The sequence below is a fragment of the Bifidobacterium miconis genome, assembly GCF_019331735.1.
Classification (GTDB): Bacteria; Actinomycetota; Actinomycetes; order Actinomycetales; family Bifidobacteriaceae; genus Bifidobacterium; species Bifidobacterium miconis.
In genome coordinates this window covers 19,058-43,194 of sequence record NZ_JAHBBH010000002.1, presented here as the reverse complement: position 1 = coordinate 43,194, position 24,137 = coordinate 19,058, and the positions used below count along the sequence as shown (strand labels likewise).

The 24,137-nt window shown below is 66.9% G+C and carries 13 protein-coding genes and 1 pseudogene; 12 read left to right on the top strand and 2 right to left on the bottom strand.

Annotated elements, in window-relative coordinates:
* The 3 genes from KIH79_RS00990 (at nucleotide 1) to KIH79_RS00980 (ending at nucleotide 3,072) form a co-directional block, all read left to right on the top strand.
* Nucleotides 1–1,086: a FecCD family ABC transporter permease gene (locus tag KIH79_RS00990; protein WP_219057675.1), complete on the top strand. Its 1,086-nt coding sequence runs from the start codon at nucleotides 1–3 to the stop codon at nucleotides 1,084–1,086.
* Entirely contained in the window at nucleotides 1,083–1,946 is an 864-nt protein-coding gene (locus KIH79_RS00985; protein ID WP_219057674.1) for an ABC transporter ATP-binding protein, read from the top strand. Before KIH79_RS00990 ends, KIH79_RS00985 begins: the two co-directional genes overlap by 4 nt.
* Before the next feature lie 148 nt (nucleotides 1,947–2,094).
* Entirely contained in the window at nucleotides 2,095–3,072 is a 978-nt protein-coding gene (locus tag KIH79_RS00980) for a siderophore-interacting protein (protein ID WP_219057673.1), read from the top strand.
* A 131-nt stretch (nucleotides 3,073–3,203) separates the two neighbouring features.
* On the opposite strand, the gene KIH79_RS00975 is transcribed toward KIH79_RS00980, so the two are convergent.
* The gene (locus KIH79_RS00975; RefSeq protein ID WP_219057672.1) at nucleotides 3,204–4,658 is read right to left on the bottom strand and encodes a DUF349 domain-containing protein; all 1,455 of its coding nucleotides are present in this window, start codon (nucleotides 4,656–4,658) and stop codon (nucleotides 3,204–3,206) included.
* A gap of 104 nt (nucleotides 4,659–4,762) precedes the next feature.
* On the opposite strand from KIH79_RS00975, the gene hisS reads away from it, so the two are divergent.
* The 9 genes and pseudogenes from hisS to KIH79_RS00930 all read left to right on the top strand — a co-directional run bounded on the left by hisS (nucleotide 4,763) and on the right by KIH79_RS00930 (nucleotide 20,148).
* The gene (gene hisS / locus KIH79_RS00970; RefSeq protein ID WP_219057671.1) at nucleotides 4,763–6,166 is read left to right on the top strand and encodes a histidine--tRNA ligase; all 1,404 of its coding nucleotides are present in this window, start codon (nucleotides 4,763–4,765) and stop codon (nucleotides 6,164–6,166) included.
* Nucleotides 6,163–7,959 (top strand): aspartate--tRNA ligase, encoded by a 1,797-nt coding sequence (aspS, locus tag KIH79_RS00965; RefSeq protein WP_219057670.1) that lies wholly within the window; start codon nucleotides 6,163–6,165, stop codon nucleotides 7,957–7,959. The genes hisS and aspS overlap by 4 nt, the downstream gene beginning before the upstream one ends.
* A gap of 262 nt (nucleotides 7,960–8,221) precedes the next feature.
* Nucleotides 8,222–8,767, top strand: a complete 546-nt coding sequence (locus KIH79_RS00960; protein WP_219057669.1) for a PadR family transcriptional regulator — start codon at nucleotides 8,222–8,224, stop codon at nucleotides 8,765–8,767.
* A 146-nt stretch (nucleotides 8,768–8,913) separates the two neighbouring features.
* Nucleotides 8,914–9,411 carry a 5-(carboxyamino)imidazole ribonucleotide mutase gene (purE, locus tag KIH79_RS00955; RefSeq protein WP_219057668.1) on the top strand — a complete coding sequence of 166 codons (498 nt, stop codon included), beginning with the start codon at nucleotides 8,914–8,916 and terminating at the stop codon, nucleotides 9,409–9,411.
* On the top strand, nucleotides 9,395–10,564 hold the full coding sequence (purK, locus tag KIH79_RS00950) for a 5-(carboxyamino)imidazole ribonucleotide synthase (RefSeq protein ID WP_219057667.1): 1,170 nt from the start codon (nucleotides 9,395–9,397) through the stop codon (nucleotides 10,562–10,564). The genes purE and purK overlap by 17 nt, the downstream gene beginning before the upstream one ends.
* 176 nt (nucleotides 10,565–10,740) lie before the next feature.
* On the top strand, nucleotides 10,741–13,095 hold the full coding sequence (locus KIH79_RS00945) for a glycoside hydrolase family 3 N-terminal domain-containing protein (RefSeq protein WP_219057666.1): 2,355 nt from the start codon (nucleotides 10,741–10,743) through the stop codon (nucleotides 13,093–13,095).
* A gap of 504 nt (nucleotides 13,096–13,599) precedes the next feature.
* Nucleotides 13,600–16,929, top strand: coding sequence for a mupirocin-resistant isoleucine--tRNA ligase (ileS, locus tag KIH79_RS00940; RefSeq protein WP_338023099.1), 3,330 nt, complete (start codon nucleotides 13,600–13,602; stop codon nucleotides 16,927–16,929).
* A gap of 200 nt (nucleotides 16,930–17,129) precedes the next feature.
* Nucleotides 17,130–18,686 (top strand): annotated as a pseudogene (locus KIH79_RS00935) (Y-family DNA polymerase); the annotation flags it as partial.
* A gap of 442 nt (nucleotides 18,687–19,128) precedes the next feature.
* On the top strand, nucleotides 19,129–20,148 hold the full coding sequence (locus tag KIH79_RS00930) for a formate/nitrite transporter family protein (protein WP_338023094.1): 1,020 nt from the start codon (nucleotides 19,129–19,131) through the stop codon (nucleotides 20,146–20,148).
* A 173-nt stretch (nucleotides 20,149–20,321) separates the two neighbouring features.
* On the opposite strand, the gene KIH79_RS00925 is transcribed toward KIH79_RS00930, so the two are convergent.
* On the bottom strand, nucleotides 20,322–24,062 hold the full coding sequence (locus KIH79_RS00925) for a phosphoribosylformylglycinamidine synthase (protein WP_219057664.1): 3,741 nt from the start codon (nucleotides 24,060–24,062) through the stop codon (nucleotides 20,322–20,324).
* Nucleotides 24,063–24,137: the final 75 nt, after the last annotated feature.

Genomic DNA, 24,137 nt, shown 5'->3' with positions numbered 1-24,137 from the left:
ATGAACGAAGATCAGCGTTGCGATGCGCCGCAGGCGTCGTCCGCGTCCGCGACGTCCCTGACCGCGCTGAACGGACTGCGTGCGGTGCGCCGCCGCGCGAACCGACGGCGGGCCGCGGTGCTCGCCGCATTGGGCGTGCTTGCGATCGCGCTGTGCTACGTCGACCTGTCCTACGGGCGCACGTTCTACGAACCGTCGGCCGTATTCGATGTTCTGGCGGGGCGCGACGTGCCGGGCGTCGGCTTCATCATCGGCGAGCTCAGGCTGCCGCGCGTGATCGTCGGCGCGCTCGCCGGCATCGCATTCGGCATGGCCGGCGCCAGCTTCCAGCTCATGCTGCGCAACACGATGGCCAGTCCCGACATCATCGGCATCACCTCCGGAGCGAATCTGACGGCGGTCGTCGGCATCATCGTGCTGCACTGGTCCGGCACGCGCCTGTCGCTGCTCGCCATGGCCGGCGGTCTCGCCACGGCGGCCGCCGTCTCATGGCTGTCATGGAAGGGCACGCTCGCGCCGACCCGACTGCTGCTCATGGGCATCGGTCTGGCCGCCGCGCTCAACGCGGCGACCTCATGGGTGCTGATCCGCGGCGACCAATGGGACATGCAGGCGGCATCCCGTTGGCTGACCGGTTCGCTGGCATCGTCCGATTGGACCGACGTGCCGCAGCTCGCCGTGATCGTCGTCCTCACGGGCGCTCCGCTGATGCTGCTCGTCCGGCAGATCGACGTGCTGCGGCTCGGGGACGCGGCCGCGCGCGAACTCGGCGTGCGCGTGGACTTGGTACAGGCAACGGTAATTGTGCTCGCCGTGATCCTGCTGTCATCCGCGACGGCGGCCAGCGGACCGATCGCGTTCGTCTCGTTCCTGTCCGGGCCGATCGCGGCATGGCTGTCCGGCCCGAGCCGGCCGGCCCTGGCCACGGCCGGGCTCGTCGGCGCGTCGATCGTGCTGCTGTCCGACATCGTCGCCCAGCATGTCCCTCCCGTGCAGCTGCCGGTCGGCGTCATCACCGGCATCATCGGCGGGCCGGCGCTGATCGCGCTCATGGTCCGCATGTCCAGAAAGCAGGTGTTCGCATGAACGTCAGTCCTTCCGGCAACGCATCCGCCGCCGGTCCGACGTCCGCAGCACGCGCGCATCACACGCTGCGCGCCGACGGCGTACGACTCGCATACGACCGGCGCGAAATCATCCACGGACTCGACTTCGACATTCCCGCCGGCCAAATCGGCGCGATCATCGTCGCGAACGGCTGCGGCAAGTCCACGCTGCTCAAAGCCCTGGCACGGCTGCTCACGCCGTCCGGCGGCGGCGTGCTGCTCGACGGCAAGGCGATCAACACGCTGCCCACCCGTCAGGTCGCCACGATCGTCGGCCTGCTGCCGCAGTCGCCGATCGCGCCGGAAGGCATCACCATCGCCGATCTCGTGTCGCGCGGCCGGCACCCGTATCAGGGGCTCGTCGGCACATGGCGCGACGAGGACGAGCGGGCCGTCGCCCACGCGCTCGCCGTCACCGGACTGGCGGAACTTGCGGACCGGCCGGTCGACGAAGTGTCCGGCGGGCAGCGCCAGCGGGCGTGGATTGCGCTCGCGCTCGCCCAGCAGACCGACATCCTGCTGCTCGACGAGCCGACCACCTATCTCGACATCGCCTACCAGCTGGAAGTGCTCGATCTGCTGTGCGAGCTCAACGCGACCGAGCACACCACCATCGTGATGGTGCTGCACGACCTCAATCAAGCAATCCGCTACACCGACTGGATCCTCGCATTACGTGACGGCAGGCGCGCATATTACGGTGCCCCGGAAGATGTGATCAGCGAACGGATGGTCGCCGACGTGTTCGACACGCAGGCGCGCATTATCACCGATCCCGACACCGGGCTGCCGCTCATGGTGCCCGACGCGCGGCACAGCCTCGCGCGGTTCCGCGCATGACCGCCGGCCCCGCGCCGACGCGCGTGCGATCGCGTGCGGCCGTGTGAGACCGCGTGCGATCGCGAGATGCGGCCGATCAAGGGCTGAACGCCATGGCGAGAGACGATTGGAAATGACCGGATCATAGGAACAGACAAGGAGCAACGATATGGAAGCGACCGAAAGACCGTCGTTCTTTCCGTTCCGCGCCGTGGTGGCCGAGAAGCGCCGACTCGCGCCCCATTTCATGCGCGTCACGTTCGAGGGGGCGGAATTGCGCGACGTGCTCGACGCCGGATACGACCAGCGCATCAAAGTGCTGCTGTCGCTTGCCGACGACCCGCGCTGGGAGCGCTCGCCGCTGCTGACGGACGAATGCCGCGAGCAAGGCCTGTGGTGGGACGTGTGGCGCGGACTGCCGCTCGACCGGCGGCCAGTCATGCGCACGTACACGGTGCGCGCGGCCGGCGACGGACGGGTCGTCGTCGATTTCGTACTGCACGACGACGCCGGTCCTGCGGGAACGTTTGCGGCCAACGCCCGTCCCGGCGACATGGCGGTGCTCGTCGCGCCCGACGCCCGGTCCGCCGAGTACGGCGGCGGCATCGACTTTCACCCGGGCGACGCGGGGGAGGTGCTGCTCGTCGGCGACGAAACGGCCGCGCCGGCGATCGGCGGCATCCTGCGATCGTTGGCGGAATCCGGCTGGAATGGTTCGCTGACGGCGTTGATCGAAGTGCCGTGCGCCGATGACCGGCTCGACCTGCCCGTTCCGGGCGGCACGCTGACCGTCGAGTGGATTCCGCGCGACGGGAATCGGCGCGGCGCGCTGCTGGGGGAGCGGGTGAACGCGTATCTGGAACGCCTCGGTTCGTCGGCGGGCGCGCCGTCCGATGCGTCCACGACCGGCGACGTTTTCGGCCGTGCACAGAAGGGAGAGGCGACCGCGTTCGACGAGCCCGACGTCGACCGCGACCTGCTGTGGGAGACCCCCGACGACGCCCGGCTCACCGGTTTCTACGCGTGGACCGCCGGCGAGGCGGCCATGGTCCGCGACATCCGGCGCATCCTGCTGCGCGACCACGGGCTCGACCGCAGCCGTGCGGCGTTCATGGGCTACTGGCGCGACGGCAAGGCCGAACTGTAACGGCAGCCGTCGGGCGATACGAACAATACGAAAAAATCCCTTCCGCTTCGTTCACGTCTTGCGTGATTGAAGCGGAGGGGATCTTTGCTTATCGGCGGCTCATCGGCGCCTGCCGGCGCCGGGCGGGCCCGCTACTTGATGGCGTTCAGCCACTGCTCCTTGGTGGCCTTCTCGGCCTCAAGCTTGGCCTTCTTCTTCGGATCGGACTCGGCGGCGATCTTCTCGTTCAGCTCGGCGAGCTGCGCGTTGAGCTGCTCCTCGAAGCTGGACTTGCGGGCGTCGGCCTCTGGGTCGGTCTTCTTCCAGGCGGCGTCCTCGACGGCCTTGATCTGCTTGTCGACCGCGTCGAGGCGGCCCTCGATGCGGCGCATGTCGTCGCGCGGCACGTAGCCGATCTGGTCCCACTCCTCCTGAATGGCGGCGAGGGCCTGACGGGCCTTCTTCGCGGCGGCCTCGTCGGCGACCGGGACGAGCGCCTCGGCCTTGGCGAGCAGCTCCTCCTTCTTGGCGAGGTTCTCCTTCTCGGAGGAGGAGATCTGGTCGCGGTCGGCCTGACGCGCGTTGAAGAACGTGTCGGCGGCGGCGCGGAACTGCGCCCACAGGGCGTCGTCCTCGTTGCGGCCGGCGCGGCCGGCCTGCTTCCAACGGTCCATCAGCTCGTTGAACTTGCGGGAGGTCTCGCCCCAGGCGGTCGAATCCTTCAACTCGTTCGCCTCGGCGATGATCGCCTCCTTGGCCTCCTTGGCGGCGTTGCGCTCGTTGTCGCGCTCCTGCGCCCACTTGCGGCGGCCCTGATTGAACTTGGTGCGGGCCGCGGAGAAGCGCTTCCACAGCGCGTCCGCCTCGGTCTTGTCGATGCGCACGCCGCTCGTGCGCTGGTGCTCCTGCCACTGGTCGAACAGGGAGCGGAACTTGTCGGCGGTGGAACGCCAGTTCGTGTTCTCGCCCAGCGAGGCGGCCAGCTCCTCGGCCTTGACGACGATCGCGGTGCGCTCCTCGACGGCCTTGGCCACGGCGGCCTTGCGGGCCTCGGCCAGCTGGGCCTTCTTGGCGGCGCCTTCGGCCTTGAGCGACTCGAACTGCGCCTTGAGGGCGGCGATGTCGCCGACCACGGCCGGCTCGGCGGTCTCCTCGGCGAGCGACTTGAGCGACTCGTCGATCTCGCGCGGCTTGACGTTGGACGCCTTCAGACGGTTCGCCAGCAGGTTCAGCTTCGCCTTGAGGTCCAGGAAGCGGCGGGCGTACAGCGCCAGCGCCTCCTCCTTGGACACGTCCGGGAACTGGCCGACCTCGCGCTCGCCCTCGCCGTCCTTGACGAAGACGGTGCCGTTGTCGTCGACGCGGCCGAACGCCTCGGCGGCCTTGACGTCGGCCTCGGTGTAGGCGTCGTTGGCCGGGGCCGGGGCGGAGGCGTGCGGGTGCGCGGCCTTCTTGGCGAACGCGGCCGGGGACGGCGCGTGCGGCTTCGGCATGCTTGCGGGTGTCGGCTGTGCGGGCTTGGCGCTGGCCTGTGACTCAGGGGCGGGCGTGCTCGCCTGTCCGGTGGTTTCGGTGTTCTTCTCTTCGGTGACGTTCTCGTCGGCCATGGCCAGCTCCTTAAGCTACAAGGTGGTAGAGGGGTTGCAAAACGTGCGTTCCCGGCCGAAAGCCGGCTCCGCGTTTTCCGCAACCTCCCTTATTATAGGGAACCGTGGCTAAAGGCGCATCTATTTCAGGATTTCCAGAGTGGCTCCCCTCTGAACGTGTCGTGGAGCAGCGTGTCATCGACACGCTACGTAGGGTATTCGAGCTCAACGGGTTCATCGGCATCGAGACCCGCGCGGTGGAGCAGGGTTCCAGCCTGCTCAAGAAAGGCGAGACCAGCAAGGAGATTTACCTGCTGAGCCGCCTGCAGGAGGTCGGTCAGGAGAACGACACCCCGGTCGAGGACCGTCTCGGCCTGCACTTCGACCTCACCGTGCCGCTGAGCCGGTACGTGGTCGAGCATTCCGGCGATCTCGCCTTCCCGTTCAAGCGTTGGCAGATCCAGAAGGTCTGGCGCGGCGAGCGTCCGCAGGAGGGCCGTTTCCGCGAGTTCGTGCAGGCCGACATCGACGTGATCGGCCAGGGCGACCTGCCCGACCACTACGAGGTCGAGCTGCCGCTGGTGATGGTCTCCGCGCTGGAGCGCCTGCGCGAGTTCGGCCTGCCGAAGGCGACCGTGCACGCGAACAACCGCAAGCTGTCCGAGGGCTTCTACCGCGGTCTCGGCCTGACCGACATCGAGGGCGTGCTGCGCGAGATCGACAAGCTCGACAAGATCGGTGCGGACGAAGTCGCCAAGCTGCTGGTCGAAGGCTGCGGCGCGAGCGAGGCGCAGGCGCGCGCCTGCCTCGAGCTGGCCGACCTGACCGCCGCCGACGGCGCGGAGCTGTCCGCCAAGTTCGACGCGCTGTGCGAGGCGCACGGCATCGCGTCCGATTCCGACGCGTACGCGCTGGCGAGGCAGGGACTGGACACGCTCGCGATGATCGTCGACGAGGCGGCCCGCATCCGCCCCGGCTCGGTGATCGCCGACCTCAAGATCGCCCGCGGTCTCGACTACTACACCGGTTCCGTCTACGAGACGTTCCTCGACGGAGCGTCGGCGCTCGGCTCGATCTGCTCGGGCGGCCGCTACGACAACCTCGCCTCGCAGGGCAACCGCAAGTATCCGGGCGTCGGCCTGTCAATCGGCCTGTCCCGCCTCGTGTCGTACATGCTGCACACGGCCGGTGCGCACGCCAGCCGCGTCTCGCCGGCGGCCGTGCTCGTGGCCGTCTGGAACGAGGAGGATCGTCCCGCGTCGAACCTGATCGCGAACGCGCTGCGCGAGCGCGGCATCGCCGCCGACGTGGCCCCCACCGCGGCCAAGCTCGGCAAGCAGATCAAGTACGCCGACAAGCTCGGCATCCCGTACGTGTGGTTCCCGGCGGACAAGGCCGATGAGAACGCTCACGACGAAGTCAAGAACATCGTCACCGGCGAGCAGACGCAGGCCGATGCGCAGTCTTGGGAGCCGGATACGCTGGTGGCCCGGCAAACCGTGGAAATCAAAGGAGTAGAGGAAGCATGAGCCAGACGGCTTACAGAACACATCATGCAACCGACGTCACCGAGGCGCTCGTCGGCCAGAAGGTGACCCTCGCCGGTTGGGTCGACCGTCGCCGCGACCACGGCGGCGTGGCCTTCATCGATCTGCGCGACAACACCGGTCTGGTGCAGGTCGTCATCTACGACGAGGAGATGGCCCGCCCGCTGCGCTCCGAGTTCGTCATCCAGGTCGTCGGCGAGGTGCGCCTGCGTCCGGACGGCAACGAGAACACGCATCTGGCCACCGGCAAGATCGAGGTCGTGGCCGAGTCCATCGAGATCCTCGCCAAGTCCGACGCCCTGCCGTTCCAGGTGTCCACCGCGCTCGAGAACGAGTCCGAGAACAAGCTGCCGGGCGAGGACGTGCGCTTGAAGTACCGCTACCTCGACCTGCGCCGCCCGTCCATGCAGCACAACCTCAAGCTGCGCTCCGACATGGCCAAGGCCGCCCGCCACGCGCTCGAGGAGATGAACTTCACCGAGGTCGAGACCCCGACGTTCATCAAGTCCACGCCGGAAGGCGCCCGCGACTTCCTCGTGCCGGCCCGTCTGGTGCCGGGCTCGTGGTATGCGCTGCCGCAGTCCCCGCAGCTGCTCAAGCAGCTGCTCATGGTCTCCGGCGTCGAGCGCTACTACCAGCTTGCCCGCTGCTACCGCGACGAGGACTTCCGCGCCGATCGCCAGCCCGAGTTCACCCAGCTCGACATGGAGATGGGCTTCGTGGACCAGGAGGACGTGATGGCCATGGCCGAGAAGGTCATCGCCGCCATCTGGAAGGTCGCCGGCTACGACGTCCAGCTGCCGCTGCCGCGTATCTCGTGGCAGGAGGCCATGGACAAGTACGGCTCCGACAAGCCGGACCTGCGCTTCGGCAACCCGCTCGTCGAGCTGACCGACTACTTCAGGAACACGCCGTTCCGCGTCTTCCAGGCCCCGTATGTGGGCGCCGTCGTCTTCAAGGGCGGCGCCGCCACCCCGCGCCGCCAGTTCGACGCGTGGCAGGAGTGGGCCAAGCAGCGCGGCGCCAAGGGCCTCGCGTACGTGGTCTTCGCCGAGGACGGCGAGCTCAAGGGCCCCGTCGCCAAGAACCTGTCCGAAGAGGAGCGCAACGGCCTGCGCGAGGCCGTCGGCGCCGAGCCGGGCGATGCCGTGTTCTTCGCCGCAGGCTCCCGCGAGTCCTCGCAGCTGCTGCTCGGCGCCGTGCGCGTGGAGCTGGCCCGCCGCGAAGGCCTGCTTGACCCGAAGAAGTTCGCGTTCACGTGGGTCGTCGACTTCCCGCTGTTCAAGCCGACCGACGATCCGGACGACGACGACGTGGCGGTCGGCCACTCCAAGTGGACCTCCATGCACCACCCGTTCACCATGCCGAGCAAGGACTGGATCGACAAGTTCGATCAGGACCCGGAGCACGCCATGTCCGACTCCTACGACATCGTCTGCAACGGCGAGGAGATGGGCGGCGGTTCGGTGCGTATCCACCGCGACGACATCCAGGACCGCGTCCTCAACGTGCTCGGCATCGGGCCGGACGAGGCCAAGGAGAAGTTCGGCTTCCTGCTCGACGCGTTCAAGTTCGGCGCCCCGCCGCACGCGGGCATCGCGCTCGGCTGGGATCGCACCGTGTCGATTCTGGCCGGCGCGGACACCATCCGCGACGTCATCGCCTTCCCGAAGGCCGGCGGCGGCCGCGATCCGCTGACCGGTGCCCCGGCTCCGATCACGGACGAGCAGCGCGCCGAGACCGGCGTTGACTACGATCCGGAGGACGAGGACTGAGCGTTCCCATGATCGTCGCCGATTGACGGCTGATTGACGAAACGAGGCCCCGTCGGGTCCGCACCACGCGGATTCGACGGGGCCTTTCGTCGTATGTCGTCGTGCGGCGCCGTGTTGCGTCGTGCGACGTGCCCGTCCGACGACGTCGGGCGACGGTCCGGCGGCCAGTCGGTGACGTGGAGATGGCGTGCCGATGGCCTGCCGGTGACGCCGTGGGCGAATGCCCCGATCTGATATGTCGAAACGAGATATACTCATCCGTATGAGCCTGATCGAGATGATGATTCTGGGATTCCTGTCGGAGCGCGCCATGTGCGGCTACGAGCTGCGCAAGAAGATGGAGCAGTTGCAGGGATACGCGCGCAGGTTCAGCGACGGCGCGATCTACCCGGCGACCGGCCGTCTCGTCGCGGCCGGACTGATCGCCGAAGAGTCACAGATCCGCGACGGACGCCAGCGCCGGCTGTTCACGCTGCTCGACGCCGGCCGCGACCGGCTCGTCGACGAACTGAAGAACGCCGGCGGATTCAACGTCACCGACTTCACGCGATGGACGGTCGTGCTCACGTTCCTGTCCGTCGTGCCGGACCGGGCCGACCGCGACGCGGTGCTGCGCCGCCGGTACGACTACCTGTCGCACGGCGACGTGCACTATTTCTACTGCGACGCCGGCAATCCGCTGTCCGCCGAGCAGATCGACGATCCGTACCGCCGCGGCATCATCGCCGTGCACGATGCCGAACTTGCGGCCGAACTCGACTGGCTGCGCGGCCTGCTCAGCATCGACGACCAGCCGACGGCTGACTGACGGCCGATCGGGCGTCGGCCGGCCGCCCGGCGTGCGTCCCGGCCGGCGCGGGCCCGACACCGGGCCGGCGGCGGGGCTCCGTCTGTAGCCCGCCTTGCGTACAGTTGAAACGTACTTATTGTGTTTTTCCGCTTTCGGAGGTTCTTATGGCAGACGGCAAGCCCGAAGTGGCAGTCATCATGGGATCGGCCAGCGACTGGGAGACGATGAAGCACGCGTGCGACATCCTCGACCAGTTCGGCGTGCCCTATCACAAGCAGGTCATCTCCGCCCACCGCACGCCCGAACTCATGGGCGAATTCGCGCACAACGCGCGCGGCAACGGCTTCAAGGTCATCATCGCCGGCGCCGGCGGCGCGGCCCACCTGCCCGGCATGGTCGCGGCGCAGACCACGCTGCCCGTCATCGGCGTGCCGGTGCGCTCCCACGCCCTGTCCGGTTGGGACTCGCTGCTGTCCATCGTGCAGATGCCCGGCGGCATCCCGGTCGCCACCACGGCGGTCGGCAACTCGGGCGCGACCAACGCCGGCCTGCTCGCGGTGCAGATCCTCTCCACCAACGACGAGCGGCTCGCGAACGCGCTGCAGGAATACCGTGACGGACTCAAGGAAAAGGTGGCTGAATCCAATGCCCAGCTTGTCTGAGGAAACCCACGGCGCGGTCAAGATGCTGCAGCCGGGGGCCACGATCGGCATCATCGGCGGCGGCCAGCTCGGCCGCATGATGGCCTTGTCCGCCAAGTACATGGGCTTCCGCATCGGCGTGCTCGACCCGACCCCGGACTGCCCGACCGCGCAGGTGGCCGACTTCCAGATCGTCGGCGAGTACGACGACAAGACCGCCATCCACGATCTGGCCGAAAAGTCCGACGTGCTCACCTACGAGTTCGAGAACGTGGACGCCGAGGCGATCGACGAGGTGCGCCATCTCGTCGCCGCGCCGCAGGGCACCGACCTGCTGCGTGTCACGCAGGACCGCGTGCACGAGAAGACGTTCATCAACGAGCACGGCACCGAGACCGCGCCGTGGCGCGAGGTCAACGACTTCGACGAGCTCGAGGCCGCGATCGACGAACTGCACTATCCGTGCGTGCTCAAGACCCGTTCCGGCGGCTACGACGGCCATGGCCAGCACGTGCTGCGCAACGACGCCGACCTCGAGAAGATCCGCGCGCGCGGCGACCGCGGCGGCGGCTTCCCGCCGTCCATCCTCGAAGGATTCGTCGACTTCGCGTTCGAGGCGTCGATTCTCGTGTCCGGCAACGGCGAGCAGTACGTCACGTTCCCGATCGTGCGCAACGACCATCGCAACAACATCCTGCACATGACGATCGCGCCGGCCGAGGTGAGCCCCGAAATCGCCAAGGCCGCTCACGAACTCGCGCTGCGACTGGCCAAGGGTTTCGAGCTGGCCGGCACGCTCGCCATCGAGCTGTTCGTCACCAAGGACAACCGCGTGATCGTCAACGAGCTCGCGCCGCGCCCGCACAACTCCGGCCACTACACGATCGAGGCGTGCTCGATCGACCAGTTCGACGCGCACATTCGCGGCATCGCCGGCTGGCCGCTCATCCAGCCGAAGCTGCTGAGCCCTGCGGTGATGGTCAACGTGCTCGGCCAGCATGTGCTGCCGACCCGCGCGCAGATCGCCGAACACCCGGAATGGAACGTGCACGACTACGGCAAGGCGCAGCTGCGCCACAACCGCAAGATGGGCCACATCACCGTGCTCACCGACGACACGGCCGCCACGGTCGCCGCGCTTGAGGCGACCGGCTGCTGGGACGATCTGAAGTAGGTCCGGGCATCGCCGTTCAAGGGCGCGGAACCGCTGTCGCATGCGGTTCCGCGCCCTTTGTCGTTAATGGACGGCCGTGGCCGGTTCATCGCGTGTCGCGTCCGCGATCATGGTAAATTACCAAGAGGTAGTTAAAGTCAATGATATTTGGTTTCACCGTTGAAAGCGAAGGTGCCATGACCGAAACCGCAGCCACCATGCCGTACAAGAACCCCGACCTGCCCGCCGCCGAGCGCATCGCCGACCTCATCGGCCGCATGACGCTCGAGGAGAAAGTCGGCCAGATGATGCAGCTCGACGCGCGCAGCGGCGATCTGGAACACATCATCGTCGACAGACACGTCGGCTCCATCCTGCACGCCAGCCCCGAAGACCTGCCCCGGGCCGTCAAGCTGGTCAACGAGAAGACCCGCCTGAACATCCCGCTCGTCATCGGCGACGACTGCATCCACGGTTATTCGTTCTGGCCGGGCGGCACGATCTTCCCCGAACAGCTCGGCATGGCCGTCAGCTGGGATCCAGACAAGATCGAGGCGATGGGCCGCGCCACCGCCGAGGAGGTCTCCTGCACCGGCGTGCACTGGACGTTTTCCCCGGTGCTGTGCATCGGCCGCGACACGCGTTGGGGGCGAGTGGGGGAGACGTTCGGCGAAGACCCGTATCTGATCGGCGAACTCGCCTCCGCGATCGTCAAGGGCTATCAGGGCGGCGCCAAGGCCGGCGAACCGCTGCCGAAGGATGCGATCCTCGCCTGCGCGAAGCATTTCGCGGGCTATTCCGAGACGCAGGGCGGACGCGACGCGTCCGAGGCGGACCTGTCGCACCGCAAGCTCGAATCGTGGTTCCTGCCGCCGTTCGAACGCGTCGCCAGGGAAGGCTGCGGCACGTTCATGCTGGGCTACGAGTCGATCGAAGGCGTGCCGGTCACGTTCAACAAGTGGATGCTGAGCGACAAGCTGCGCGGCGCATGGGGCTACTGCGGCATGCTCATCACCGACTGGGACAACGTCGGCCGCTCCGTGTGGGAGCAGAAGGTCAAGCCCGACTACGTGCATGCGGCCGCCGACGCGGTCAAGGCCGGCAACGACCTGATCATGACCACGCCGCAGTTCTACGACGGCGCGATCGAAGCCGTCAAGACCGGACTGCTCGACGAGTCGCTCATCGACGAAGCCGTGGCGCGCATCCTCGCCGTCAAGTTCCGCCTCGGCCTGTTCGAAGACCCGCGACTGCCCGACGCCGAACGCATCGCGACCGTGATCGGATCGGACGAACACCAGCGGATCAACCTCGAACTGGCTCGCGAGTCGGTCGCATTGCTGCGCAACGACGGTTCGCTGCCGTTCGCGGGCCCGGCCGCGGCCGGCGCGAAGCGCATCGCCGTCGTCGGGCCGCTCGCCGACGACGCGCAGAACCAGCTCGGCGACTGGGCCGGCAGCTCCGGACAGGTCAACTGGATGGCCGACGGCCAGCCGCGCGGCATGATCACCACCGTGCTCGACGGCATGCGCGAACTGGTCGGCACGGACTGCGAAGTCGCGTACTCGCGCGGCGCGAACGTCGTCGACCTCGTGCCCGACCCGGCCGGCGAATACTATCCCGACGGCCAACCGCGGCCGAAGATCGGCGTGCCCGCCGCCGCCGACCAGACGCTCATCGACGAAGCCGTGGCGAACGCACGGCAGTCCGACCTGATCGTCGCCGTCGTCGGCGACGTCGTCCAGCTCATCGGCGAAACCTGCTCCACCGCCACGCTCGACCTGCAGGGCGGCCAGAACGCGCTGCTCGACGCGCTCGCCGCCGTTTCGCGCGAAACCGGCAAGCCGCTCGTCACCGTGCTGATGAGCTCCAAGCCGCAGATCCTGCCCGCGAGCATCGTCGGCGCGAACGGCGTGTTCGCCAAGCGCTGCAACGATCCGGCGGCCGGCACCGGCTCGATCCTGTGGGCGCCGAGCCCGGGCATGCAGGGCGGGCGCGCGATCGCCGAAATCATTCTCGGCCTCGTCAATCCGTCCGGCAGGCTCCCGATCACGTTCCCGCGCCACGCCGGCCAGCTGCCCGTCTACTACAACCAGATCCGCGGCCAGCACGGCGACCGCTACGCCGACCTGACGCAGGATCCGGCGTTCGCGTTCGGCGAGGGCGAGTCGTACACGACGTTCGCCTACGGCGAGCCGGTGATCACCGGCGGCGCCTCGCACGACGACGGCACGTTCGGCGAGCACGACACGGTGCACGCCGCAATCACGCTGACCAACACCGGCGACCGCGCCGGCACGGAAGTCGTGCAGGCGTACATCGGCGACGTGGTGACCTCGTACAGCTGGACCGACCGCGAGCTCAAGGCGTTCCGCCGTGTGACACTCGAGCCGGGCGAAACCAGGACCGTCGCGTTCGACATCCCCGTCGCCGACTGCACCATCGTCGACCCGGACGCCAACCGCATCGTCGAACCCGGCGAATTCGAGCTGCTCATCGGACACTCCTCGCGCCGCGACGATCTCAAGGCGGCGACCTTCATCGTCGCCTGACCTCGTTGCGCAAGGCGGTGTGCGAACCATCGCATGACACGGCGCACGGCATCGTGCGGAAACGGCATCGCGCCCGTTCCCCGCACAGGGCCGTGCGCCGTTCGTGTCCCCGAATCCGCGCGGTCATGGGCCCGCGCGCGGGCCGTTGGCCCCACGGCGTGCTAGGATAAGCGGCGTTGTAAGGCATTGATCCGTTATCAGCGGGGAGTCTTCGGAAGAACGGCGTGTCTCGCACGAAACGCGCTCAGTAGAACCGACGGGATCGGCCCGACACAGCCGAACTCAAGCGGTCGCGTTATGCGCGGGTGTCATGACCCGGGCAAACGGCGACAAGCGAGGTGGTACCGCGGTGACGGGCCGTCGGCCATATGGCCGAAGCCAGCCGGTCATCGTCCTCGTAGGCAGGAATGACACCGATCGTCATGCCCGGCCGCGAGGCCCTGCGCATGGCGATCGTCAATCGCTCCTGTAGGACAGAGCAACACATTGACGAGGAGAACCATGGTGAGCGAAACCACCAATCATGTGTATCCCAAGGCGAACGAGGGCGGCGAAACCGCGTCCGTCGCGCCGAACCCGAGCTTCCCGCACATGGAGGAGACCGTCCTCGACTACTGGGACAAGGACGACACGTTCCAGAAGTCGGTCGAACGCCGCCCCTCCGGCGACCACAGCCAGAACGAGTTCGTGTTCTTCGACGGCCCGCCGTTCGCGAACGGCCTGCCGCACTACGGTCACCTGCTGACCGGCTACGCGAAGGACGTGATCCCGCGCTACCAGACCATGAAGGGCCACAAGGTCAACCGCGTGTTCGGCTGGGACACGCACGGCCTGCCCGCCGAACTCGAGGCGCAGAAGGAGCTCGGCATCGACTCGGTCGCCCAGATCGAAGAGATGGGCATCGACAAGTTCAACGACGCCTGCCGCGCCTCCGTGCTCAAGTACACGCGCGAATGGCAGGACTACGTGCACCGTCAGGCCCGCTGGGTCGACTTCGAGCACGGCTACAAGACGCTCAACATCCCGTACATGGAATCCGTGATGTGGGCGTTCAAGCAGCTCTACGAGAAGGGCCTCGCCTATCAGGGCTACCGCGTGCTGCCGTACTGCCCGAAGGATCAGACGCCGCTTTCGGCGCACGAGCTGCGCATGGACGCCGACGTGTATCAGGACCGTCAGGACACCACCGTCTCCGTCGCCGTCAAGATGCGCGACGAGGACGCGTACGCCGTGTTCTGGACCACCACGCCGTGGACCGTCCCGACCAACTTCGCGATCGTCGTCGGCGCCGACATCGACTATGTCGAGGTCGAGCCGACGGAGGGCAAGTTCGCTGGCAAGAAGTTCTACCTCGGCAAGGCGCTCCTGCCGCACTACACCAAGGAACTCGGCGAGAACTACACGGTCGTGCGCGAGCTCAAGGGCTCCGAGCTGGCCGGACGCCGCTACTGGCCGGTGTTCCCGTACTTCGCGGGCGAGAAGGCCGAGACGGAGGGCAACGTGCCCGGCCCGAACGGCTACACGATCTTCACCGCCGACTACGTCGACACCGTCGAGGGCACCGGCCTCGTGCACCAGGCCCCCTACGGCGAAGACGATATGAACACGCTCAACGCGAAGGGCATCAAGAGCACCGACGTGCTCGACAACGGCTGCAACTTCACGTCGCAGTGCCCGGACTACGAGGGCCTGTTCGTGTTCGACGCGAACCTGCCGATCCTCAGGAACCTGCGCGCCGGCGACGGCCCGCTCGCCCAGATCGACGAGGACAAGCGCGCGATCCTCTTCCAGGAGAAGAGCTACGTGCACTCCTACCCGCACTGCTGGCGCTGCGCCACGCCGCTGATCTACAAGCCGGTCAGCTCCTGGTTCGTGTCCGTCACCAAGATCAAGCCGCGTCTGCTCGAGCTCAACCAGCAGATCAACTGGATCCCGGAGAACGTCAAGGACGGCCAGTTCGGCAAGTGGCTCGCCAACGCGCGCGACTGGTCGATCTCCCGCAACCGCTTCTGGGGCTCCCCGATCCCGGTGTGGGTGTCCGACGACCCGAAGTACCCGCGCGTCGACGTGTACGGCTCGCTCGAGGAGCTTAAAGCAGACTTCGGCGACTACCCGCGCGACAAGGACGGCAACATCAACATGCACCGTCCGTGGATCGACAACCTGACCCGCCCGAACCCGGACGACCCGACCGGCAAGAGCCACATGCACCGCATCACCGACGTGCTCGACTGCTGGTTCGAGTCCGGTTCGATGTCGTTCGCGCAGTTCCACTACCCGTTCGAGAACAAGGAGAAGTTCGAACAGCACTTCCCGGCCGACTACATCGTCGAATACATCGGCCAGACCCGCGGCTGGTTCTACCTGCTGCACGTCATGGCGACCGCCCTGTTCGACCGCCCGGCGTTCAAGAACGTGATCTGCCACGGCATCGTGCTCGGCTCCGACGGTCAGAAGATGTCCAAGCACCTGCGCAACTACCCGGACGTCAACGGCGTGTTCGACAAGTACGGTTCCGACGCGATGCGCTGGTTCCTCATGAGCTCGCCGATCCTGCGCGGCGGCAACCTGATCGTCACCGCCGAGGGCATCCGCGACACGGTCCGCCAGGTCATGCTGCCGGTGTGGAGCTCCTACTACTTCTTCACGCTGTACGCCAACGCGGCCAACAAGGGCGCCGGCTTCGACGCCCGCGCGCTCACCGCCGACGAGGTGGCCGGCCTGCCGGAAATGGACCGCTACCTGCTGGCCCGCACCCGCCGACTGGTCGAAAAGGTCCAGAAGTCGCTCGACGAGTTCGCGATTTCCGACGCCTGCGACGCGGCCGCCGACTTCATCGACGTGCTCACCAACTGGTACATCCGCAACACCCGCGACCGCTTCTGGAACGAGGCCGCGAATGCGTTCAACACGCTGTACACCGTGCTTGAGGTGTTCATGCGCGTGCTCGCGCCGCTCGCCCCGATGGAGGCTGAATCCGTGTGGCGCGGCCTGACCGGCGGTGAATCCGTGCATCTGGCCGACTGGCCGTTCCTTGCCGACGAGAAGACCGGCGAGGCGACCGAACTCGGCCGCGTGCTGGTCGACGATCCGAAGCTCGTCAACGCGATGGAGAAGGTGCGCGAGGTCGTCTCGGGCACGCTCTCGCTGCGCAAGGCGGAGCAGATCCGCGTGCGCCAGCCGCTCGCCAAGCTCACCGTCGTGGTCGAGGACGTGGCCGACGTCGAAGCGTACGCCGAAGTGCTCAAGTCCGAGCTCAACGTGAAGGACATCGAATTCTGCACGATGGAGGACGCCGGCACCAAGGGCCTCAAGATCGTCCACCAGCTCAAGGTGAACGCCCGTGCGGCCGGCCCGCGCCTCGGCAAGCAGGTCCAGTTCGCGATCAAGGCGTCCAAGACCGGCGCATGGCACGTCGACGCCGCCACCGGCGCTCCGGTGGTCGAGACGCCGAACGGCGAGGTTGCGCTGGAGAGCGGCGAGTACGAGCTGATCAACCGCGTGGAGGAGGAGAACGCCGCCGAAGCCGCGACGTCCGTTTCCGCCGCGCTGCCGACCGGCGGATTCGTGATCCTCGACACCGCGCTGAACGATGATCTAATCGCCGAAGGCTACGCTCGCGACGCGATCCGCGTCGTGCAGGACGCCCGCAAGGACGCCGGTTTCGACATCGCCGACCGCATCAGCCTCAAGCTGACCGTGCCGGCCGCCGACGCGCCGAAGGCCGAACAGTTCCGCGACCTCATCGCCCACGAGACGCTCGCCGAAGCCGGCGTCGAGATCGTGGCTGACCCGGACGCCAAGGAACTGGTGGTCGAGGTTGCCAAGGCGTGACGTTGACGCGATGACGTCCGGCATTGCCTGCGCTGGGCGGCGGAATGCCATCGCGCGTGGCTGCGCATGGCGTGGCCGCGCATGATTGACGGATGGGGCGAATCGGAGCGATCCGGTTCGCCCCATCGTCGTATGCGAGGCATGATCGGCGACGCGCGGGAACAACATGGATGTCGAACAGATGTTCGATAATGGAGTGCATGACAGACCGCACGTACCTCGCCATCGACCTCAAGTCGTTCTATGCCTCGGCCGAGTGCGCGGCGCGCGGGCTGGATCCGCTGAAAACCAATCTGGTTGTGGCCGACGTGAGCCGCACGGAGAAAACCATCTGCCTCGCCGTCTCCCCGTCGCTCAAGGCGTACGGCATCCCCGGCCGTGCGCGGCTGTTCGAAGTCGAGGAGAAGCTCGCCCGCGTCAACGAGGAGCGCCGTGCAAGAATCCCCAGTCACCGGTTCGCGGGGGAGTCGTGCGACGCCGACGAACTGGCGCGCTTCCCCCAACTCAAGGTCGCATATCGCGCCGCCAAGCCGCGCATGGCCTACTATCTCAAAACCAGCGGCGACATCTACACCATCTATCTCCAGTACGCCTCCGCCGCGGACATCCACGTCTACTCGATTGACGAGGTGTTCATCGACGTGACGCACTATCTCGCCACCGTGCACCGCATGAGCCCGCACGATCTGGCCCGCACCATCGTGCGCGACATCCTCGAACGCACCGGCATCACCGCCACCGCAGGCATCGGACCGAACATGTACCTCGCCAAAGTCGCCATGGACATCGTCGCCAAGCACATGCCCGCCGACCGCGACGGCGTGCGCGTCGCCGAACTGACCGAAGCGTCGTACCGGCGCCTGTTGTGGAACCACCGTCCGCTCACCGACTTCTGGCGCGTCGGCCGCGGCTACGCGCGTCGGCTCGAATCCGCCGGCCTGCTCACCATGGGCGACGTCGCCCGCTGCTCGCTCGGCCGCGCCAGCGACTACTACAACGAGGACCTGCTCTACCGCATGTTCGGCGTGAACGCGGAACTGCTCATCGACCATGCGTGGGGCCGGGAGCCGTGCACGATCGCCGACATCAAGGCATACAAGCCGGCAGAAAACTCGCTGAGCAACGGACAGGTGCTGCACCGGCCGTATTCGCGCGTGCAGGCGCGGCTCATCGTGCGCGAGATGGCCGACGCGATTTCGCTGGAACTGGTGAAGAAGGGGAAGGAAACCTGCCAGATCGGCCTGTACGTCGGCTACGAGGGCGCGCCAGGATTCGAAGGGTCGATGCCGGTGTCCACGAACCGCTTCGGCAGGACGGTGCCGCGTCCGGCCAACGGCACGGCCGAACTGGGGGAGTACACGTCGTCGACGAAGGTCATCGCCGACGCGATGGTCGCGCTGTACGACCGCATCGTCAGCGCGGACCCGAACGTGAGCGTGCGACGGCTGAACATGGTCGTCGGCCGGTTGCGGCAGTATGCAGGCGACGATGACGGCAATGATGACGGCAACGATGACGCGGTTCCGGCCATTGCGCCGACCGGACGGGCGGAACAGTTGGATCTGTTCACCGACGTCGACGCGGAGGACGAACGTCGCGAAACGCGGCACGCGCAGCAGCGCCGCGAACATGACGTGCAGCAGACGTTGCTGGCCATCAAGCAAAAATACGGCAACAACGCGGTGCTCAAGGCCATGAACCTCGAACAGGACGCCACCGGGCGCGACCGCAACAGCCAGATCGGCGGTCACGCCGCCGGAGCCACGGGAGAAGGACCGACACGTGAGACACCGTCCACGTCGTCCACGCCAGTCGCGGCTCGCAGCGGCGGGCCTGGTGCATTGCCTCCCCATGCCGTGCCGCAGCAATCCGCGGAATCGCAGCTCGCATCGTCGCTGCGCGCCACGCATCGCTACGACGACATCATCGCCATGCCCTGCCATCGTTCCACGCGCCATCCGCGGATGTCCGCAACCAGCCGTGCCGCCCAGTTCATGCCGTTCGCCGCACTCGCTGGCTACGACGACGTGCTTCTCGCCAACCTGCATGCCGTGGAGGAACGCGTCGCCGCCGAGGATGCGGCGGGGGATGATGATTTCGGCGCGTGATGAAGTGCGTGCGGTGGCAAAACATGGCAATATGAGGCACGTCATATCGGTTTTTCCGGTTTTGCGCGCGGAAGAGTGACACACTAAAGGGGTGGAAGAGAAAGTCATCGCATCATTCGTCAACGACACCATCCCCGCCGGCGGTTCGGCGGCGTCGGCCGCGCCCGCAAGCCCGGCCCCGAACCCGGCTCCGGTCGCCGGCGTGGCCGCCGCGCCCGCGCCCCGCATGAACCCGTTGTTCCCGGGCCGCACGTTCATCAGCACCGTGCTTGACGCGCTCGACAGCAAGGAAACCATGACCGGCAAGTTCACCGGCAAATACATGCAGCGCGCCGTCATGGCCGGCTTCTTCGTCGGCATCTTCTTCACCGCGTTCTTCGCGATCAGCGCCACGTTCGCCGCGACCGGCCCGGCGATGGCGCTCGTCGGCAAGGTCATCGCCGCGCTCACGTTCGGCTGGGCGCTCGTGCTCATCTACTACACGAACTCCGAACTGCTCACGTCGAACATGATGATCATCTCGATCGGCGTCTACCACAAGCGCATCGACTGGCTGCACTCGCTGCGCATCCTCGCATTGTGCCTGCTCGGCAATCTCATCGGCGGGCTCATCATCGCTGTGCTCATGCGCTTCTCCAGCATCACCGACGGCGTGATCTTCACGCAGATGGCCAACGCGGCCCTCACGAAAACCGGCTACGTCACGCAGGGCTTCGGCGGCATCGTCGACCTGTTCGTGCGCGCCATCTTCTGCAACTTCTGCATCAACATCGGCATGCTCATGGTGTACAACGGCAAGCTCGTCAACGACTTCACCAAGTGCATCATCATGGTCGTCGCCGTGTTCGTGTTCGCCTACCTCGGCTTCGAGCATTCCGTCGCGGACTCCGTGCTGTTCCTCATCGTCGGCCTGCACGGCGTGATCAACCCATGGCTGGCCATCGCGGCGATCATCGTGATCCTGCTCGGCAACTTCGTGGGCGGCGGCGTGCTCATCGGCCTCAACTTCGCCGTCATGAACGACCGCCCGCATCCCAACCCGTCGCAGCCCGGCGAGTTCGAGGACTCCGCCCTCGAGTATCTCGAGGCGCCGCGTCCGGCCGGGTTGTAGGAAAGCGCAAAAAGGCCAGGCGCGAGCGCGGCCGTGGTTCGATCGGCCGCCGTGCTCACGATCCGTCCCGCCGCGTACGTCGCGCACGCAACCATACGAAAAAGCTCCCGAACAATGCGGGAGCTTTTTCATATGACCCGACCGTTCAGCCGGTCAGGTCAGCGAACTAGGGATCAGGCGGCGAAGTACTCGACGCCCGCCTCGAACAGCGGCTGGTACTTGTTGCCGGGCACGTTCACGTACAGGCCGTTGCCGGAGCGTTCCGAGTGGCCCATCTTGCCGAACACGCGGCCGTCCGGGCTGGTGATGCCCTCGATCGCGAGCAGCGAGCCGTTCGGGTTCACATCCAGATCCATGCCGGGTACGCCGGACTCGTCCACATACTGCGTGGCGATCTGGCCGTTGGTCTTGAGCAGGTCGAGCACCGGCTCGGATGCGACGAAGCGGCCCTCGCCGTGGGAGATCGCGACCGTGTGGATGTCGCCCACGTTCGTGCGAGCCAGCCACGGGGACAGGTTCGACGCGACGCGCGTGCGCACCAGACGGCTCTGGTGGCGGCCGATCGTGTTGAACGTCAGCGTCGGGCATTCCTCGGTCATCGGCACGATGTCGCCGTACGGCACCAGACCCAGCTTGATGAGCGCCTGGAAGCCGTTGCAGATGCCGAGCATCAGACCGTCGCGGTTCTTGAGCAGGTCGCGCACGGCCTCGGTGACTGCCGGGGCACGGAAGAACGCGGTGATGAACTTCGCGGAACCGTCCGGCTCGTCGCCACCCGAGAAACCGCCCGGAATCATCACGATCTGGCTCTTGTTGATCTCCTCGACCAGCGCCTGCGTCGACTCGGCGACGGCGGCCGGCGTGAGGTTGTTCACGATCAGCGTCGACACGTCCGCGCCCGCGCGCTCGAACGCGGCGGCCGAATCGTACTCGCAGTTGTTGCCCGGGAACACCGGGATCACGACGTGGGGCTTCGCGACCGGAGCGCCCACGTACACGGTCTTCTTCGGGGTCTCGAACGTGACCGTCTCGACGGTCTTGCCTGCATCGGAGCCCTTGGAACGGTACGGGAACACGGATTCGATGCCGGATTCCCACGCCTCCTGAATCGCGTCCAGATCAAGCGTCTCGCCAGCGGCGCGGAACTCGTATGCGGCGGTCGTCGTGCCGATCTCGCCGATCTCGACAAGATTCGACGCGGCCGGCAGCTTCGCGTCGTCCGCGAGCTCGACGATGAACGAGCCGTACGCCGGCGTGAACAGGTCATCCGCGGCGATCGAATCGTTGAGCGCGACGCCGATGCGGTTGCCGAGCGTCATCTTGAACAGCGCCTCGGCCGTCGCGCCGTAGCCCGGCGTGGACACGGCCAGCGCGTCGTGGAAGTCGGTCAGCTCCTCGACGATCGAGAACGCCTCGAGCAGCGCGTCCTTGTCCGGCGTCAAGCCGTCCGCGAGATAGCGCGGCGCGATGCGCACGACGCGGTGGTCGGCGCCCTTGAACTCCGGTGACGTGGCGCGCTTCATGTTGCCCACGGCCACGGCGAAGGAGATCAGGGTCGGCGGCACGTCGAGATGCTCGAACGTGCCGGACATCGAATCCTTGCCGCCGATCGCGCCGGCGCCGAGGTCGATCTGCGCCATGAGAGCGCCGAGCACGGCGGCGGTCGGCTTGCCCCAGCGTTCCGGCTCGTCGCGCAGCTTCTCGAAGTACTCCTGGAAGCTCAGATACGCCTTCTCATGCTCGAAGCCGGCGGCCACGAGCTTGGCGAGCGACTCGACCACCGACAGGTAGGCGCCGGTGAACTGGTTCGCGGACATGATGTACGGGTTGAAGCCCCATGCCATCGCCGACGCGGTGGTCGTCTCGCCGAACACCGGGAACTTGGCGACCATCGCCTCGTTCGGGGTGAGCTGACGGCGGCCGCCGAACGGCATGAGCACGGTGCCCGCGCCGATCGTCGAATCGAAGCATTCGGACAAGCCCTTGTTGCTCGCCACGTTCAAGTCGGTCACGACCGCGCGCAGACGGTCCGCGAGCGAGCCTTCGCGCCATGCGGCCGGCGTCTCATACGCCTGCTGCGCCTCGACATGCACGATCTGGTGCTTGGACGCGCCGTTGGAGGCGAGGAACTCACGCGACAGGTTCACGATCTCGTCGCCGTTCCACGTCATCACCATGCGCGGGTCCTCGGTCACGGTCGCGATGACGGTGGCCTCGAGGTTCTCCTCGCGGGCATAGCCGAGGAATTCATCGACATCGGAAGCGGCCACGTCCACGGCCATGCGCTCCTGCGATTCGGAGATCGCCAGCTCGGTGCCGTCAAGGCCCTCATACTTCTTCGGCACGGTGTTGAGGTCGACGTACAGGCCGTCCGCCAGCTCGCCGACCGCCACGGACACGCCGCCCGCGCCGAAGTCGTTGCAGCGCTTGATCAGACGGCACGCGTCGCCGCGGCGGAACAGACGCTGCAGCTTGCGCTCGACCGGCGCGTTGCCCTTCTGCACTTCGGCGCCGTCAAGCTCGAGAGACTCCACGTTGTGCGCCTTGGACGCGCCCGTCGCGCCGCCGATGCCGTCACGGCCGGTGCGGCCGCCGAGCAGGATGATCTTGTCGCCCGGAGCCGGGGTCTCGCGGCGCACATGATCGGCCGGGGTCGCGGCCACGACCGCGCCCACCTCCATGCGCTTGGCCACGTAGCCCGGATGGTAGATCTCGTCGACCTGACCGGTGGCGAGGCCGATCTGGTTGCCGTACGAGCTGTAGCCGGCGGCCGCGGTGGTCACGAGCTTGCGCTGCGGCAGCTTGCCCTCCAGCGTGTCGGCGACCGGCACGGTCGGATCGGCGGCGCCGGTGACGCGCATCGCCTGATACACGTAGGAGCGGCCGGACAGGGGATCGCGGATGCAGCCGCCGATGCAGGTGGCCGCGCCGCCGAACGGTTCGATTTCGGTCGGATGGTTGTGCGTCTCGTTCTTGAACAGGAACAGCCAGTCCTGATCCTCGCCGTTGACGTCCACCTTGACCTTGACGGTGCAGGCGTTGATCTCCTCGGACTCGTCGAGGCCGGTGAGGATGCCGTTCTTCTTGAGCCACTTCGCGCCGATCGTGCCCATGTCCATCAGGCAGACGGGCTTCTCGTCGCGGCCCAGCTCGTGACGCAGCTCGAGATAGCGCTCGAACGCGGCCTTGACGGTCGCGTCGTCGATCTTGACGTCGTCCAGTTCGGTGCCGAACGTCGTGTGACGGCAGTGGTCGGACCAGTACGTGTCGATGACCTTGATCTCGGTGATCGTCGGTTCGCGCTTCTCGGCCGCGAAGTACCGCTGGCAGAACTCGAGATCCGCCAGATCCATCGCCAGTCCGCGCTCGTCGATGAACCGCTGGCCGGCGGCCGCGTCCATCTCGTTGAAGCCGGCGATGACCTCGACCTTGCCCGGGGTCGGCACGGCGGTCTTCAGGGTTTCCTTGGTCGCAAGGCTCGCCTCGCGGGCCTCGACCGGGTTGATCACGTAATGCTTGATCGCCTCGACATCTGTGTCGGTCAGCTCGCCGTCGAGGGCGTACAGCTTGGCGGAGCGGACGGTCGGGCGCTCGCCCTGCGAGATCAGCTGGATGCACTCGCTCGCCGAATCGGCGCGCTGGTCGAACTGGCCGGGCAGGAACTCGGTGGCGAACACCTTCGCGTCGCCGAAGTCGGGCAGGTCGTTGGACACGTTGTCGACCTGCGGTTCGCTGAACACGGTTGGCGTGGCCTGGGCGAACAGCTCCTCGCTGATGCCCTCCACGTCGTAGCGGTTCACGATGCGCACGGACTGGAGTCCGGTCATGCCGAGGATCGTGCGCAGCTCGCCGGCGAGCTGCTGCGCCTCCACGTCAAAGCCGGGCTTCTTTTCCACGTACACGCGAAAAACCATGGAAATCCTTTCCTGAAAACTCTTGAGGATCGCAAATAAACGCGCAAATAAAACGAAAATCGGCTCCCTCTGACA